This is a genomic window from Streptomyces sp. AcH 505, from assembly GCF_000818175.1.
Taxonomy (GTDB): domain Bacteria; phylum Actinomycetota; class Actinomycetes; order Streptomycetales; family Streptomycetaceae; genus Streptomyces.
On the sequence record NZ_JTIY01000001.1, the window covers coordinates 587,529 to 603,675 of the forward strand.

13 protein-coding genes and 1 pseudogene are annotated in these 16,147 nt (G+C 69.6%); 10 read left to right on the forward strand and 4 right to left on the reverse strand.

Annotated features, from left to right (window positions below):
- The 8 genes and pseudogenes from HY68_RS44695 to HY68_RS02735 form a co-directional block, all read left to right on the forward strand.
- Nucleotides 1-1,448 (forward strand): annotated as a pseudogene (locus HY68_RS44695) (histidine kinase); the annotation flags it as partial.
- Between the two features lie 9 nt (nt 1,449-1,457).
- Entirely contained in the window at nt 1,458-1,871 is a 414-nt protein-coding gene (locus HY68_RS02705) for a roadblock/LC7 domain-containing protein (RefSeq protein ID WP_030351794.1), read from the forward strand.
- A gap of 114 nt (nt 1,872-1,985) precedes the next feature.
- Nucleotides 1,986-2,393, forward strand: coding sequence for a DUF742 domain-containing protein (locus HY68_RS02710; protein WP_030351795.1), 408 nt, complete (start codon nt 1,986-1,988; stop codon nt 2,391-2,393).
- The gene (locus tag HY68_RS02715) at nt 2,374-2,955 is read left to right on the forward strand and encodes an ATP/GTP-binding protein (RefSeq protein ID WP_041984026.1); all 582 of its coding nucleotides are present in this window, start codon (nt 2,374-2,376) and stop codon (nt 2,953-2,955) included. Before HY68_RS02710 ends, HY68_RS02715 begins: the two co-directional genes overlap by 20 nt.
- 403 nt (nt 2,956-3,358) lie before the next feature.
- Nucleotides 3,359-6,547: a nitrate- and nitrite sensing domain-containing protein gene (locus HY68_RS02720; protein WP_041984028.1), complete on the forward strand. Its 3,189-nt coding sequence runs from the start codon at nt 3,359-3,361 to the stop codon at nt 6,545-6,547.
- Between the two features lie 10 nt (nt 6,548-6,557).
- Nucleotides 6,558-6,971 carry a roadblock/LC7 domain-containing protein gene (locus tag HY68_RS02725; protein ID WP_041995023.1) on the forward strand — a complete coding sequence of 138 codons (414 nt, stop codon included), beginning with the start codon at nt 6,558-6,560 and terminating at the stop codon, nt 6,969-6,971.
- A 92-nt stretch (nt 6,972-7,063) separates the two neighbouring features.
- A complete protein-coding gene (locus HY68_RS02730) occupies nt 7,064-7,600 on the forward strand; it encodes a DUF742 domain-containing protein (protein WP_063779609.1) in 537 nt (178 codons plus the stop codon).
- Nucleotides 7,581-8,162, forward strand: a complete 582-nt coding sequence (locus tag HY68_RS02735) for an ATP/GTP-binding protein (protein WP_031229389.1) — start codon at nt 7,581-7,583, stop codon at nt 8,160-8,162. Before HY68_RS02730 ends, HY68_RS02735 begins: the two co-directional genes overlap by 20 nt.
- A 99-nt stretch (nt 8,163-8,261) precedes the next feature.
- Here HY68_RS02735 and HY68_RS02740 read toward each other — a convergent pair whose 3' ends face one another.
- Together HY68_RS02740 and HY68_RS02745 are read right to left on the reverse strand one after the other, a co-directional pair.
- Nucleotides 8,262-8,465, reverse strand: coding sequence for an acyl-CoA carboxylase subunit epsilon (locus tag HY68_RS02740; RefSeq protein ID WP_041984032.1), 204 nt, complete (start codon nt 8,463-8,465; stop codon nt 8,262-8,264).
- A 63-nt stretch (nt 8,466-8,528) separates the two neighbouring features.
- Nucleotides 8,529-10,112, reverse strand: coding sequence for an acyl-CoA carboxylase subunit beta (locus HY68_RS02745; RefSeq protein ID WP_041984034.1), 1,584 nt, complete (start codon nt 10,110-10,112; stop codon nt 8,529-8,531).
- 345 nt (nt 10,113-10,457) lie between these two features.
- On the opposite strand from HY68_RS02745, the gene HY68_RS02750 reads away from it, so the two are divergent.
- Nucleotides 10,458-11,660: a glycoside hydrolase family 64 protein gene (locus HY68_RS02750; RefSeq protein WP_041984036.1), complete on the forward strand. Its 1,203-nt coding sequence runs from the start codon at nt 10,458-10,460 to the stop codon at nt 11,658-11,660.
- 63 nt (nt 11,661-11,723) lie between these two features.
- Here HY68_RS02750 and HY68_RS02755 read toward each other — a convergent pair whose 3' ends face one another.
- Nucleotides 11,724-12,233: a hypothetical protein gene (locus HY68_RS02755; RefSeq protein ID WP_041984038.1), complete on the reverse strand. Its 510-nt coding sequence runs from the start codon at nt 12,231-12,233 to the stop codon at nt 11,724-11,726.
- A 221-nt stretch (nt 12,234-12,454) separates the two neighbouring features.
- On the opposite strand from HY68_RS02755, the gene HY68_RS02760 reads away from it, so the two are divergent.
- The gene (locus HY68_RS02760; protein ID WP_041984040.1) at nt 12,455-13,084 is read left to right on the forward strand and encodes a YceI family protein; all 630 of its coding nucleotides are present in this window, start codon (nt 12,455-12,457) and stop codon (nt 13,082-13,084) included.
- A 78-nt stretch (nt 13,085-13,162) separates the two neighbouring features.
- Here the strand turns inward: HY68_RS02760 and HY68_RS02765 are convergent.
- A partial coding sequence (locus tag HY68_RS02765) for a glycoside hydrolase family 3 N-terminal domain-containing protein (RefSeq protein ID WP_063779691.1) occupies nt 13,163-16,147 on the reverse strand: 2,985 nt, incomplete at its 5' end.

Genomic DNA, 16,147 nt, shown 5'->3' on the forward strand with positions numbered 1-16,147 from the left:
CCCGTGGCGGACCGCAGAGCGGCGGCCCGTTCAACGGCGCTCCGCAGGCGGACCCGCAGGGCCAGGGCGCAGGTCAGGGCTCCGTGCCCAACGTCTTCGCCCAGAACGCGTTCGGCAGCGGCCAGGCGCCCGGCTCCGGCCAGCAGAACCAGGGCCAGCCGGGGCAGGGGCTGGGCCAGGCCTTCGGTAACAACGGCGCAGGGGGCCCCGGCGGCCCCGGCGGCCCCGGCGCGCAGAACAACTTCGGCTCCAGGGGCCAGAGTCCCTTCCCCGGCCAGCAGAACCAGGGCCAGCAGGGCAACGCGCCCCTCGCCGACCGCGGCAGGCAGCTGCCGCCGCCCGGCGGACCGCGCGCCGAGCTGCCGGGCGGCAACCCCCGTCCGCAGCGCCCGCAGACGCCGCAGGCCACCACCTGGGGCGCCGACCAGCAGTCCGCACGGCAGCAGCCCGCGATGGACGCTCCCCGTGGCCACGAGGAGCACGACTCCGGTCAGTTCCCGCAGGCCGACCGGCAGGGACCCGCGGCCACGGCCGAGTTCCCGCGCCCGGACTTCAACGGACCCCGGCCGGACGCTCCCCGCGCCGGCGCTCAGGACCCCGCGTCCACCGAGCAGTTCGCCCGTCCGGACTTCAACGCCCCGCGGCCCGACTTCAGCGCGCAGCAGGACTTCGGCGCCCCGCGCGGCCCCGTCCAGGGCCAGCAGGGCGGTTACGCGCAGTCCGACTACCGCGCACCGGCCGACTACAACGCTCCGCAGGCTCCGGCACCGGACCAGCAGTACGGCAGGCAGCAGGACTTCCAGGCCCAGCGGCCGCAGGCGCCAGGTGCGCAGGGCGGCTACCAGGGGCCCGGACAGCGCCAGCCCGACGCGCTGCCGCCCGCCGGTCCCGGCGACGGCCGTACGCCGCTCTACGACACCCTGGAGACCAACTGGTTCCACGGTCCGCAGAGCACGCAGGGCGGCGAACGCCCGCCGGAGCAGCAGGCACCCGCGGCCCAGCAGCCGCAGGAGCCGACGCCGCCCCCGATGCCGCGGCGCGAGCCCGCGCGCGGGCCGGTCGGCAACGCTCCCGCCACCAACGGTTCCGGCTCCTTCAACCAGGGGTCGTCCACCGGCCCGGTCAGCAACGGTTCGGGGCTCACCTCCTCCTGGCGCACGTCACCCAACGACGAGCTGGTACGCCAGGCCGAGCGGGTCAGGAAGCCGGCGGCGGGCGGAATCACCACATCCGGTCTGCCCCGCCGGGTACCGCGTGCCAACCTGGTGCCCGGTACCGCGCAGGAACAGAACAACCAGGCCGGTCCGCAGGTGTCTCGTGCACCGGCGGACGTACGCGGCAGGCTGACCAATCTTCGCCGGGGTATCCAGCAAGGGCGGCAGGCCGGCAACACCGGCCCGTCGAACAACAGCTTCAACCTCGGCCCCTCTCACCAGCAGGAGCGTTAGTTGAGTCCGATGAGTCAGGCCGCTCAGAATCTGAACTGGTTGATCACCAACTTCGTGGACAACACCCCTGGGGTGTCCCACACGGTGGTGGTCTCCGCGGACGGACTTCTGCTGGCCATGTCCGAGGGCTTCCCCCGCGACCGAGCCGACCAGCTCGCGGCCGTGGCGTCCGGCCTGACCTCGCTCACCGCGGGGGCTTCCCGGATCTTCGAAGGCGGCCCGGTCAACCAGACCGTGGTGGAGATGGAGCGCGGCTTCCTCTTCCTCATGTCCGTTTCCGACGGTTCCTCCCTGGCCGTGCTCGCCCACCCCGAGTGCGACATCGGCCTGGTGGGATACGAGATGGCCCTCCTGGTCGATCGCGCGGGGACGGTCCTCACCCCCGACCTGCGCGCCGAGCTTCAGGGAAGCCTGCTGCACTGAGGTTTCCCCAGGCACCGCCCGCAACGCTCCACACCGTCCGGCCACCGCCCCCCGGCCCCCCACCGGCCCAGTCAGACGGCACGCAGACATCTTGCTGTCACGCCCGGAGGATTCATGACCCCGCCACCCGCCTCTCACGACCCGTACGGCGCATCGGTCGACGCGTCGTACGGACCTGAGGGCGATCAGCCGCTGGTACGTCCATACGCCATGACCGGCGGCCGTACCCGGCCGCGGTACCAGCTCGCCATCGAGGCGCTGGTCAGTACGACAGCGGACCCGGCCCACCTGGCCACGCTGCTCCCCGAGCACCAGCGGATCTGCCACCTGTGCCGCGAGGTCAAATCGGTCGCCGAGGTGTCGGCGCTGCTGACGATGCCGCTGGGGGTCGCCCGGATCCTCGTGGCCGACCTGGCGGAAGCGGGCATGGTGGCCATCCACCAGCCGGGTAACGGAGAGGCCGGCGGCACGCCGGATGTAACACTGCTCGAAAGGGTGCTCAGTGGACTTCGCAAGCTCTAGCGGCGGCGCGGCCCGGTCGACCACCAGCGCGAAGATCGTGGTGGCGGGCGGATTCGGCGTGGGCAAGACCACGTTCGTCGGCGCCGTCTCGGAGATCAACCCGCTGCGTACCGAAGCCGTCATGACCTCCGCATCGGCGGGGATCGACGACCTCACGCACACCGGGGACAAGACCACCACGACGGTGGCCATGGACTTCGGCCGTATCACTCTTGACCAGGACCTGATCCTCTACCTCTTCGGCACCCCGGGCCAGGACCGTTTCTGGTTCATGTGGGACGACCTGGTACGCGGCGCCATCGGTGCCATCGTGCTGGTGGACACCCGCAGGCTCGCGGACTGTTTTCCCGCGGTCGACTATTTCGAGAACTCGGGTCTGCCGTTCGTCATCGCTCTCAACGGCTTCGACGGACATCAGCCGTACACTCCGGAAGAGGTGCGGGAGGCGCTGCAGATCGGACCCGACACCCCGATCATCACCACCGACGCCCGGCATCGCGCGGACGCGAAGAGCGGTCTCATCACGCTCGTCGAGCACGCGCTGATGGCACGGCTCAAGTAGACGAACCACTACGGCAGTTGCCGTAGACAGCCCGGAGAACGGACTGTGTCGTCCGACACGGTCCCTCTCCGTGTTCATAACATTTCGACAGAGAATTCATCGGCAACGGGCACTCGGCGCAGCCGAGTGGTACCCCTGTGCTTACCTCCACTCGCTCTTTTGACGGGCCTCGCTCTTTATGCCCGTTTTATCTGCGGCCTGGACCACTTGGAACGGCTGATTCCTGCTGTTTGGAATGAGGCCGCCGCCGTGCTGGAATGCGACGACTCCCGAGTAGTACGGCCCTGATCGAAACACGGCACAACGTAGGTGCCGACGCCGAGAGGTTGTTGGTCGAGTGAGGCGAAGCAAGGCGAGCTCCCCGGACCGGAAGCGGGGCCGGCTGGCCCCGAGCAACTGGCGTGTGGCCACCCGGCTGAACGCCATTCTGCTGATTCCGGTTCTGGTCGGGCTCGTGATGGGCGGCTTCCAGGTCAAGGGGTCGATCAGCACCTGGCGGGAGGCCCAGGACGCCGAGCGCACCGCCCTCGTCGTCCGGGCCGCCTCGGACTACAGCCAGGCGCTGCTCGACGAACGTGACCTCACGGCCCAGCCGTTGCTGACCAACAAGCGCGACTCCAAGATCGTGGTGAAGAGCAGGGCCGACACCGACGCGGCGAAGAAGAAGTTCGACGTCGCTGTGCGGAACATGCCCCAGAAACAGGGGCTGAAGCGCCGGCTCGACCTGTTCCGCGGTGAGGAGCCCAAGCTCTCCGCGCTGCGCAAGATCGCCTATACGGCGGCGGTGGAGACCCCGGACAAGACCGGCAGTCACGGCGGTCCGGTGGCGACCGAAGAGGGCTATGTGCAGATCCAGCACTCCCTCATGGAGTTCTCCAACGAACTCGGCCTCGGCACCAGCAACATCACGAGTTACGGCCGCACCCTCTACTCCATCCAGCTCGCCAAGGCGGCGGGCTCGCTGCAGCGCTCCATCGGGATGCATCTGCTGGTACGGCCCAGCCAGAAGCCCGACATCAGGGGCGGCCAGACGATCGCCTTCACGTCGTACGCGTACCTGGAGGGCATCGCCATCCAGGAGTACGGGTCCGGCGGCACCGCCGAGGACACGAAGCGGCTGCAGGACGTCATGAAGAAGGAGACCGCCGCGGGCGCCAAGAAGCTCGCGGCGGCCCAGCAGCAGGCGGCAGCGGCGGGGCAGGACTTCACCCCGCCGCCCAGCCAGCAGGGCTCCGTGCTCGACGGCATGGTCGCGGCCATCGCCACCGGCGCGAGCCCCGAGCAGCTGGCCGAACGCGGGGTCACCCCCGAGGCGTGGATGGCGGCGTCCACCGCCAAGTTCGACGGCTACACGATCCTGGAGAAGGGCCTGGTCGACCGGGCGGTCACCGACGCCGGGCAGATCTCCGACGACGCCAGGAACGACGCGATCACCAACGGCGCGATCGTGCTGGTGGCGCTGCTGATCGCCTTCGTACTCGCCGGGATGATGGCGCGGCAGATGAGCCGCTCGATGCGGACGCTGCGTACGGCCGCCTTCTCCATCGCCGAACAGCGGCTGCCGATGCTGGTCGACCAGCTGTCCAGGACCGAGCCGGGCCGGGTCGACACCCGCGTCGAGCCGATCCCGGTCAACAGCACGGACGAGATCGGCGAGGTCGCCCGCGCCTTCGACCAGGTGCACCGCGAGGCGGTCCGGCTGGCGGCCGAGCAGGCGATGCTGCGCGGAAACGTCAATGCGATCTTCACCAACCTCTCCCGCCGCAACCAGTCGCTGATCGAGGGCCAGCTGACCCTCATCACCGAGCTGGAGAACAACGAGGGCGAGCCGGAACAGCTGGAGAGCCTGTTCAAGCTGGACCACCTGGCCACCCGCATGCGCCGCAACGGCGAGAACCTGCTGGTCCTCGCCGGTGAGGAGCCGGGCCGCCGGTGGAACCAGCCGGTGCCGCTCGTCGACGTCCTGCGGGCCGCCTCGTCCGAGGTCGAGTCGTACGAGCGCATAGAGCTGACCGGCGTCCCCGAGACGGACATCCACGGCCAGTCGGTGACCGACCTCGTCCATCTCCTCGCCGAACTGCTGGAGAACGCCACCACCTTCTCCTCGCCGCAGACGAAGGTCAGGGTCACGGCGACCCGGCTGCCCGACGGCCGCGTGATGATCGAGATCCACGACAAGGGCATCGGCCTCACCGCCGAGGACTTCGCCGACATCAACCACAAGCTGGCCAACCCGCCGACCGTGGACGCGGCGGTCTCCCAGCGGATGGGGCTCTTCGTGGTCGGCCGGCTGGCCGACCGGCACGGCATCCGGGTCCAGCTGCGCCCCTCGGGCGAGCAGGCCGGCACCACGTCGCTGGTGATGCTCCCCAACGCGATCACCCACGGCGGTGGCGGCGAACCCGTACCGGCCCCGGACGACTTCACCGTCTCGCAGATCATCCCCGACCAGCTGCCCGCACCGCGCGAGCCGTCCTTCAACGGCCGTGCCATGCTGACCGCGGCCGAGCTGGGCTTCGACGACTCCCGTTACGACGAGCAGCCGGCGGCGCCCGACCCGCGCAGGCTCAACCCCGTCAACCGCTCGCTGATGCGCGAGGAGCGGCGCGCCGCGGTGGAGGCCCGGTCGTCGCACGACGACGGCGTGAACGGCACCGGGGACGGCAGCGGGCCGCTCTTCAGCGACCAGGTGGACGGCCAGTACCGCGACCAGCCGGACGGCCAGTACGCCCCGCAGGAGAACGGCGCGTACGAAGGGCAGAGCGAGGAGACGCCGTACGGCGCCGGCTACGCCCCGCAGCTGACCGGGTCCGCCGAATACGGGCAGCCGCCCGCGGCGAACGGGCAGCCCGACGCCTTCGGACAGTACGGCGAGTACCGCGCGCCCGAGACCTACGCCCAGAGCTATACGGAAGACCCGTTCAGCAACGGACAGAGCGCGGACACGGCGTATGTGAACCCCTTCGACCCGCAGCCCCAGCAAGGCGAGTGGGCAGATCAGGGGGCGTATCACAACGGCTTCCAATCCGAGTCACAACCGGAACCGGAATCGGCTCCTGGCGGCCCCGACAAGGCCGCGGACCGCGTAGGCTTCGACCGTCCCGGACCCTCTCCGAGCACCAGCCACGCCTTGACCGAAGCAGGTCTGCCGCTGCGCGGCGGCACCCAGCAGCGGGAGAAGCAGGAGTGGCAGCCCGCAGGGCAGGAAGAAGCACCTCTCAACCAGCCAAGTCAGCCCGGACAGGCCCCACAGCCCGCCCAGAGCGGGCAGAATGGGCACAGCGAGGCGGACGGCACCCAGGACTGGCGATCGATGAACGACGATCGCTGGCACCGGGCGGAGAAGCTCCGTGAACCCAAGGCCGGCGGAATCACCTCGTCGGGACTGCCGCGGCGCGTACCCAAGGCCAATCTGGTCGAGGGAGCGGCGGAGCAGACCCAGCAGGGCGGCCCCCAGATTTCCCGGGCTCCGGAGGACGTGCGCGGCAGGCTGAGCAATCTGCGCCGTGGCGTCCAGCGGGGCCGCAACGCGGGAGCGGACAAGAACGGACCGGGCGACGGCTCGGGCAGTACCTACAACCAGGAGCGTTAGTGTGAGCCCGATGAGCCAGGCGGCGCAGAATCTGAACTGGTTGATCACCAACTTCGTGGACAACACCCCCGGGGTGTCCCACACGGTGGTGGTCTCCGCCGACGGACTCCTACTAGCGATGTCCGAAGGCTTCCCGCGCGACCGGGCCGACCAGCTCGCCGCCGTCGCCTCAGGACTGACCTCGCTCACCGCGGGGGCCTCCCGGATCTTCGAAGGCGGCGCTGTGAACCAGACCGTCGTCGAGATGGACCGCGGTTTTCTCTTCATCATGTCCGTCTCGGACGGCTCCTCACTGGCCGTCCTCGCCCATCCTGAGGCCGACATCGGCCTCGTCGGGTACGAGATGGCACTCCTGGTCGATCGCGCGGGGACGGTCCTCACCCCCGACCTGCGCGCCGAGCTTCAGGGAAGTCTTCTCAACTAACAGACAGTGCGCTTCTCGCCACCGCACCATAGGGTGCGGTGGCGCGGCTCCGCAGGGACGTGGACCGGCGGCCGGCAGTCGGAGGAGGAAACGTGGCTACACCCCCAGGCGGTTACCGTTACGACGGTTCCCAGCAGGTGCCGGGAGAGCATGCCCGGAACCGCTTCAACGCGCCTTCGCCCGGCAGACAGCAGCCGTTCGACCCCTACGACCAGCCGCCGGCGCGCATCCAGCCGGTACAGCCGATGCGGGCCCCCGAGCCCGCGTCCCCGCCCGCCATGGGACACCACAACCCCCTGGTGCGGCCGTACGCCATGACTGGCGGCCGAACCAGGCCGCGGTACCAGCTCGCCATCGAGGCGCTGGTCAGTACGACGGCCGATCCGTCCCGGTTGCAAGGGCAGTTGCCCGAGCATCAGCGGATCTGCCGGCTGTGTTTCGAGATCAAGTCGGTGGCCGAGGTCTCGGCGCTGCTCTCGATTCCCCTCGGCGTCACCCGGATCCTCGTAGCCGACCTGGCGGAGGCCGGACTTGTCGCCATCCATCAGCCCGGCGGCGACGAGTCCGCCGGCGGTCAGCCAGATGTGACACTGCTCGAAAGGGTGCTCAGTGGACTTCGCAAGCTCTAGCGGCGGTGCAGCCCGCTCAACCACCAGCGCGAAGATCGTGGTGGCGGGCGGATTCGGCGTGGGCAAGACCACGTTCGTCGGCGCCGTCTCGGAGATCAACCCGCTGCGTACCGAAGCCGTCATGACCTCCGCATCGGCGGGGATCGACGACCTCACCCATACCGGGGACAAGACCACCACGACGGTGGCCATGGACTTCGGCCGTATCACCCTCGACCAGGACCTGATCCTCTACCTCTTCGGCACCCCGGGCCAGGACCGCTTCTGGTTCATGTGGGACGACCTCGTGCGCGGCGCCATCGGCGCGGTGGTCCTGGTCGACACCCGCAGGCTCGCCGACTGCTTCCCCGCGGTCGACTACTTCGAGAACTCGGGCCTGCCGTTCGTCATCGCCCTCAACGGCTTCGACGGACACCAGCCCTACACGCCCGACGAGGTGCGGGAGGCGCTCCAGATCGGACCCGACACCCCGATCATCACCACCGACGCCCGCCACCGCGCGGACGCCAAGAGCGGTCTCATCACCCTGGTCGAGCACGCGCTGATGGCACGGCTTCGCTAGCAGCACCTCACCGGCCGCACTCGCCTGCGACGGAAAGGCCCCGCACTCCGAGGAGTACGGGGCCTTCGTCGTGCGGGGAGCCGCCGGGCGGCCGGTGGCTCAGCCCTGCCAGCTGTGCGGGGCCCGGAAGCCGGGGGTGCGCTCCAGGCGGCGCCAGCCGGCCGTGGAGCGGCCCTGGTGGGCCGGGGCCTCGGGGGTGGCGGCCGCACGGGCGAGCAGGACCGCCGTGATGGCGGCCAGCTCCTCCGGGTCGGCCTGGCCCTTCTCGACACGCAGCAGCGATTCGTTGATGGGGTTGCTCATGGAGGTCGTGTCTCCGTCTTCTACCGCGAGGGTCTCTACTGCGGGGATGTCGGCCGCTGGTGGTTACTGCGGAGGGTTGCCGTGCTTGCGGGACGGCAGGTCCGCGTGCTTGGTGCGGAGCATCGCGAGCGCGCTCGCGAGTACCTGCCGGGTCTCCGCGGGGTCGATGACGTCGTCGACAAGGCCCCGCTCGGCCGCGTAGTACGGGTGCATCAGCTCGGCCTTGTACTCCTTGACCATGCGGGCACGCATGGCCTCGGGGTCCTCGGCCTCGGCGATCTGCTTGCGGAAGATGACGTTGGCGGCACCTTCGGCGCCCATCACCGCGATCTCGTTGGTCGGCCAGGCGTAGGTGAGATCCGCCCCGATGGACTGGGAGTCCATCACGATGTACGCACCTCCGTAGGCCTTGCGCAGGATCAGCGAGATCCTGGGCACCGTGGCGTTGCAGTACGCGTAGAGCAACTTCGCGCCGTGCCGGATGATTCCGCCGTGCTCCTGGTCGACGCCCGGCAGGAAGCCGGGCACGTCCAGCAGCGTGACGATCGGGATATTGAAAGCGTCGCACATCTGGACAAAGCGCGCCGCTTTCTCCGACGCCTCGATGTCCAGGACTCCGGCGAGCGACTGCGGCTGGTTGGCGACGATGCCGACCACCTGTCCGTCGATCCTGGCCAGGGCGCAGATGATGTTGCGCGCCCAGCGCTCGTGGATCTCCAGGAAGTCGCCCTCGTCGACCAGCTCCTCGATGACCTTGTGCATGTCGTACGGGCGGTTGCCGTCGGCGGGCACCAGGTCGAGCAGGACGTCGGAGCGCCGGTCGGCCGGGTCGTCGGACTCGACGGACGGCGGGTTCTCCCGGTTGTTCTGCGGGAGCATCGACAGGAGGTAGCGCACCTCGCCGATGCAGGTCTCCTCGTCGTCGTACGCGAAGTGCGCGACGCCGGAGGTCTCGGCGTGCACATCGGCGCCGCCGAGGCCGTTCTGGGTGATCTCCTCACCGGTGACGGCCTTGACCACGTCCGGGCCCGTGATGAACATCTGCGAGGTGTCGCGGACCATGAAGACGAAGTCGGTCAGCGCCGGGCTGTAGGCGGCGCCGCCCGCGCACGGGCCGAGCATCACGCTGATCTGCGGGATGACGCCCGAGGCGCGGGTGTTGCGCTGGAAGATGCCGCCGTACCCGGCGAGCGCGGACACGCCCTCCTGGATACGGGCGCCCGCGCCGTCGTTCAGGGAGACCAGCGGGGCACCGGCCGAGATGGCCATGTCCATGATCTTGTGGATCTTCGTCGCGTGCGCCTCGCCGAGCGCGCCGCCGAAGATCCGGAAGTCGTGGGCGTACACGAAGACCGTCCGGCCCTCGACCGTGCCCCAGCCGGTGATCACACCGTCGGTGTACGGCTTCTTCGCCTCAAGACCGAACCCGGTCGCGCGGTGCCGGCGCAACTGCTCGACCTCGCTGAATGATCCCTCGTCCAGCAGGAGCGCGATGCGCTCGCGCGCGGTCAGCTTGCCCTTGGCATGCTGCGCTTCCGTCGCCCGGTCGCTGGGCCCTCTGCGGGCCTGCTCGCGCAGGGCGTGCAACTCGGCGACCCGCCCTCTGGTATCGGCGGGCTCGCTCGGCGTCTGGTCCACTACGGTCATGTACCAACCCTACGAACACCACGCGGTAAAAAGCGCCGTCGACTCCACACAGTCTCCTGGCCGTATTCCTGGTAGAGCCTGACAGAACCGGGTCAGGACGGGGGTGACCGAACAGTCGACTAGCACAGCCGCTTGTAGGGTTTCCCTAGATTCTGGCCGCAGGACGGCCCCCTGACCCCGCCGCGTCGGTCCCGGGTTTCCGGTCCGTTCGAGAGCGCTCTCAGCAGGAACTCTTGACGTGTCCATCCCACCACATGAGAGTCTTCCGGAACGCGCGGCCCGGCCCCCACACGTCGTAAGCCGCCGCGTACCCCCCACAGTTCAGGACAGTTCAGGAGAACATTCGTGATATCCCGTCGACTCTTCCTGTCCGGCGCGGCAGCAGCCGCCACGGCCGTCACCTATCCCGTCTGGGGCAGCGCGCTCAGCCCGCACGCCTCGGCCGCCGACACCTGCGAGCTGGCACTCCAGAACAAATCGCTGCCCGGCACGGTGCACGCGTACGTGACCGGGCACGACGGCGCCACCGGCGGCTGGACGCTGCTGAAGCCGGACGGCGACGTCTACCGCCCCGACTCCCCCGGCGCGCCGCAGACCCCGCTGCCGGTCGACTGCGCGATCCCGCTGGGCGCGGCGGGCAGCGCGCCCGTCGTGCTGACGCTCCCCCAGCTCTACGGCGCGCGTGTCTACTTCGTACGCGACGACAAGCTGGACTTCTTCCTCAACCCCGGCCCCGCGCTGGTGGAGCCGGCCTTCGCCACGGAGTCGGACCCGAACTACGGCCGCACCTGGTCCTTCTGCGAATTCACCTTCAACGCGGACCAGTTGTACTCGAACATCAGCTACGTCGACCTCGCGACGGCCCTGCCCATCGGCATCACGCTGGACGGCGACGCCACCCACACCGTCGCCCCGCTGCCCGCGGGCGCCCTGGACAAGATCGCCGACGGGCTGACCGCCCAGGCGGCGGCCGACGGGCACCCGTGGGACAAGCTGGTCCTGCGCGGGCCCGACGGCGGTGTGCTGCGGGTGATCTCGCCGCAGAACCTGGCGGGCGACGCGCCCTTCGCCAACGTCTTCGACAGCTATGTCGACCAGGTGTGGCAGAAGTACGCGGCCGAGGACCTGACGATCGACCTGCAGGGCGGGCGCGGTGTCTTCACCGGCCGGGTCAGCGGTGACACGCTCACCTTCAACGGCGGCCACACCTTCGCCAAGCCGACGTCGATGGACATCTTCACCTGCAACAGCGGTCCGTTCGCCAACAACCCGGCCGACTCGGACGACAAGAAGGGGCTGCTCGCCCGGCTCGCCGCCGCCTTCAACCGCTCCACCCTGCTGACCCACCCGGACCAGCCGAACGGCGCGACGGCCGCCGACTACTACCAGGACCCGGTCACCAACCACTGGGCCCGGGTGCTGCACGCGAACACGCCGATCGGCTACGCGTTCCCGTACGACGACGTGCAGCCGGACGGCCAGCCCGACGTCTCGGGCGCGGCCTTCGACGGCAACCCGAAGCGCTGGACCGTCTCGGTCGGCTCCTGACCTCGACGACGACGCAGGCCCCCGGCACCGTGCGGTGCCGGGGGCCTGTGCCGTACGGCGGTGTCAGCAGCCGCCGCAGTTGTAGAACGTCGCGTCCCAGTGGCTGCCCTCGTCCGCGTAGACGTTCCCCGACGCGGCCTGCCACTGCGGGTAGCCGTCACCGCGCAGTCCTATGTAGGTGAAGGCACCCTTGATGTAGTTGGTGAGACAGGTGGTCTTGCCGAAGTCGAGCTTGTAGCCGTTCGCGTGCGAGTACGTACCGCTCGCGTGACCGGTCTCGGTGCCGCCCGTGATGTTGAGGGCGCAGCCGGTGGCGCTCTTGAGCGTCTGTGCTCCCTGCGCGGTGGCGAGGTTGAGCTGGTCGAAGGAGGTGCAGGTGGGGTTGTTCCGGTCCGAGCAGCCGCCCGACGAGGACCAGGTGATCCCGGACGAGCTGAACCGGGACGTGGCCTGGGCGTGGGTGAGCTTGGTGGCTGCCTGGGCGTCGCCCGCCGAGCTGAGGACGCCGAAGCCGGGTGCGAAGAGCGCACCGAGGACGAGCGCGAGCGCGACGAGGGCAGAGCGGATCTTCATGGGGGGATGTCCTCCTGCTGAGGCCGTGGGGGCTGCGTGGGGGGGCGGAGGTGGCGCAAGGAGATGGTGCCGGATTTCCCTACGGGTCACCAGAGGGCGTGCATCCCGGGAATCACTCGAAGGGTGGTCATTGTTGAAGATTGAACGACGCGGGTCTACTGTGGGCTCCGCCACATCTGACAAGTTCCACGTTTGCCGTCCGCTTTCCCCCAGGAGGAACCATGAGCATCTTCAGCCGCAAGAACGACGAGGCGCAGACCACCGGCGACACCGCCACCACTTCGGCCGTTGACCCGGCGCTCGCCGCGCTCTCCGGCGAATACGTCATCGACCCCGCGCACACCAGCATCGGCTTCACCGTGCGGCACGCGATGGTCACCAACGTCCGCGGCGCGTTCCAGGAGCACGAGGGCACCCTCACCCTGGACGGCGAGCACCCGGAGAACTCCACGGCCGCCATCGACGTCTCGATGGCCAGCATCGACACCGGCGCCCCGGACCGTGACGGTCACCTGCGCAGCGCCGACTTCTTCGACGCCGAGCAGTTCCCGAAGATGACCTTCCGCTCGACCTCGGCCGAGGAGCGCGGCGGTGACTCGTACCGCATCTCCGGTGACCTGACCATCAAGGACGTCACCAAGCCGCTCACCATCGACCTGGAGTTCAACGGCTCGGCCACCGACCCGTTCGGCAACCAGCGCGTCGGCTTCGAGGGCACCGCCGAGATGCTGCGCTCCGACTGGGGCCTGACCTACAACGCCGCCCTGGAGACCGGTGGCGTGCTGGTCGGTGACAAGCTCAAGCTCACCTTCGACATCTCCGCGATCAAGAAGGCCCCCGAGGCCGCCTGAGACCGCCGCCGAAAAGGGTGATGCCCCCGGACCTGACAGAGGTCCGGGGGCATCACCCATGGGGGTCCGCGTAGCTGGTCAGGCGGCCCGGTAGGCCGCCGTCAGCTTGGCGACGGCGCCGGTCAGATCACCGGTCAGCAGCAGATGGTCCGCGTCGGCGAACGGCTTGGCCGACGCCTGGGTGAGGTGCGAGCCGATCTTCTGCTGGACCAGCAGCCGGGCCTGGCCGACGAGCGCCTTGCCCTGGGCCGACGAGCCCTGGCCCAGCCGCTCCAGCACCTGCGCCGCGATGCTGATCGCGCCGAGCGTCAACTGCCCTCCCGCCGGAGGCGACTTGAGCGTCGTCAGACCCCAGCCGTACGGGAACTGCGGGTCGTACGAAGCGTCGCCGACGTTGATCGGCAGCTGCGCCTCCGACTTCGGCCAGGTGAGCGGCAGTTGGCCGGTGAAGGCCCGCTTGCCGTAGAGGACGTCGGCGACGCCGTCGCCCTCCGTGCCCGGCAGGAACGAGGCGACCAGCGCGTCGATCTCGCCGAGCTGGTCACCGATGAGCTGCGGCCGGCCGGCCACGACGAGCACGGCGCACTTCATCGCGGCGCACACCGTGTCGACGGCCTTCCTGTCGGCGGCCGACAGCGCCAGCGTGTGCCCGTTGCCGACGTCCCCGACGCCTTCCGCGTACGGCTGCTCACCGACGACGACCACACCCACGTCGTAGCCGCTCGTCGGCGCCGAGGCGTCCTTCGAGTAGCTGATGTCGGTGCCGGGCGCCGCCTTCTTCATGCCCTGGAGGATGGTCGTGCCGCCGGTGGTGGTGTTGCCCGACGCGCCCTGCCAGGTGACGGACCAGCCGCCCATCTGGTTGCCGATGTCGTCGGCGTTGGAGCCGGCCACGTACACCTTCTGCGAAGGCTTCAGCGGCAGGACCTTGCCGTCGTTCTTCAGCAGCACCTGCGACTCGGCCGCGGCCTGGCGGGCCACCGCGCGGTGTTCCGGCGAGCCGATCTTGGAGATGTTCGAGGTGTCCGAGTAGGGCTTCTCGAAGAGACCGAGCTTGAACTTCTGCGTCAGGATGCGCGAGACGGCGTCGTCGATCCGGGAGACCGGGATGCGGCCCGCCGTCACCTCGTCCTGGAGGGTCGCGGTGAAGTCCTTGTACGCCGTCGGCACCATGATCATGTCGAGGCCCGCGTTGACCGACGTACGGACGTCGCTCGGGTAGTCGCCGGGGATCTGGTCGATGGCCGCGTAGTCGCTGATGACGAAGCCGTCGAAGCCCAGCTTGTCCTTCAGCTCACCGTTGATCATGTCGCCGCGGGCGTGCATCTTGACCGCGCCCTTGCCGTCGCCGGTGATGTCCAGCGAGGAGTACGACGGCATGACCGTTCCGACACCGCGCTTGACGGCGTCCTTGAACGGCGCCAGGTGGATGTTCTGGAGCTCTTGGGGCGTGACGGTCGTGACGCCCTGGTCGAGCGTGTACGTACCGCTGGTGGACGAGCCGTAGGAGGTGCCGCCGTCACCGACGAAGTGTTTGGCCGTGGCCAGCACCTTGTCGTCGCGGTCGAGGTCCTTGCCCGAAGGGTCGCCCTGCATGCCGTTGACGACGGTCTCCATGGAGGAGACGAGCGCCGGGTCCTCGCCGAACGTCTCGTACGTACGGCCCCAGCGTTCGTCGCGTCCCACGCACAGGCACGGCGCGAAGTCCCACGGGATGCCGGTGGCGCGCACCTCGCTCGCCGTCACGGCGCCGGTCTTCTCGGCCAGCGCCGGGTCGCGGGTCGCTCCCAGGCCGATGTTGTGCGGCATCAGGGTCGCGCCGACCACGTTGTTGTGGCCGTGCACCGCGTCCACGCCGTAGATCAGCGGGATCTGGAAGCGGGTGGCCTGGGCGCGCAGCTGGTAGCCGTCGACCATCTTGGCCCACGCCTCAGGGGTGTTGGGCGTCGGGACCGAGCCGCCGCCGGAGAGCAGCGAGCCGAGGTCGTAGGCGGCGATGTCGCCCTGCGAGGTGAGCGCGTTGCGCTCGGCCTGGGTCATCTGACCGGCCTTCTCGGCGAGCGAGAGCCGCGACACGAGGTCGGCGACGCGCTTCTTCACGGGCAGCTTCGCGTCGAGGTACGGCAGGCCGTGGGCGTCGATGACGACCTGCGGCTGTTCGAGCGGCGCCTTGGCGCCGGTGACGGTGAGCTTGAGCGGTACGGTCTCGGCGCTCTCGGCCGTCTTGTCCTTGACCGTCGCGACCCGCACGGTCTGTGAGCTGCCCGATGCGGCGCCGGCCGGGAAGGTGACGGTGCCGGAGACCGGGGTGTAGTCCTTGCCCGCCTCGGCGGTGCCGCCCTCGGTGGTGTAGTCGACGGTGACGGGCTCGGTGGCCGGCACGGCGCCGGTCGTCGCGAGGGAGATCTTCACGTCGGCCGTGCCGCCCTCGGCGACCGGGTAGACGGCCGCGTCGGTGGAGACGGACGCGTTCAGGGTCGCGTCGGGCTTGCCGTACAGCTCCATGCCGTCGACGGCGAACGTGCCCGGACCGCCGACGGGCAGGGTGAAGGCGTACCCCCACATCTCGGTGAGTCCGAGCACATGGTCGATGCCGCCGACCGGCTGGTAGTCGGTGCGGTACTGGAAGGCGGAGAAGGGGATCTCCACCTGGTGCCAGCCGGCCCAGTCGTCGGTGAAGGACGTCGTCCACAGCTCGGACGCCTCGCCGTTGGCGCCGCCGTCCTTGAGCTCGAAGCTGATCTTCTTGCCCTGGCCCTGCGGCAGTTCCACCGGATTCTGGCCGTACCACCAGAAGCGGACGCCGCCGTGCGCCGACCAGTCCTGGGCGGGCCGGTCGTACGCGAAGTCGTGGCTGAAGCCGCCGTATCCGCTGATGTCGTAGCTGCCTTCGAGCGCCTTGGCGCCCTGCGGCGCGTCGGCGCGCTCGGCGAACTTCAGGGTGGGCGGGTCGTCGGCGTCGCCGCCCCAGGTGAACAGGCCGTCGGCGGGCGGCGAAGCGAAGGGCACCTCGCCCTCGTAGTTGTCGACGGCCACCGGCGCCGGGTCGGCTGCCGCCGCACC

Coding starts and splice junctions, on each gene's coding strand:
- HY68_RS02705 (WP_030351794.1), top strand. CDS start 1,458: ATGAGTCAGGCCGCTCAGAATCTGAACTGGTTGATCACCAACTTCGTG.
- HY68_RS02710 (WP_030351795.1), top strand. CDS start 1,986: ATGACCCCGCCACCCGCCTCTCACGACCCGTACGGCGCATCGGTCGAC.
- HY68_RS02725 (WP_041995023.1), top strand. CDS start 6,558: ATGAGCCAGGCGGCGCAGAATCTGAACTGGTTGATCACCAACTTCGTG.
- HY68_RS02740 (WP_041984032.1), bottom strand. CDS start 8,465: ATGAGCAACCCCATCAACGAATCGCTGCTGCGTGTCGAGAAGGGCCAG.
- HY68_RS02745 (WP_041984034.1), bottom strand. CDS start 10,112: ATGACCGTAGTGGACCAGACGCCGAGCGAGCCCGCCGATACCAGAGGG.
- HY68_RS02755 (WP_041984038.1), bottom strand. CDS start 12,233: ATGAAGATCCGCTCTGCCCTCGTCGCGCTCGCGCTCGTCCTCGGTGCG.
- HY68_RS02760 (WP_041984040.1), top strand. CDS start 12,455: ATGAGCATCTTCAGCCGCAAGAACGACGAGGCGCAGACCACCGGCGAC.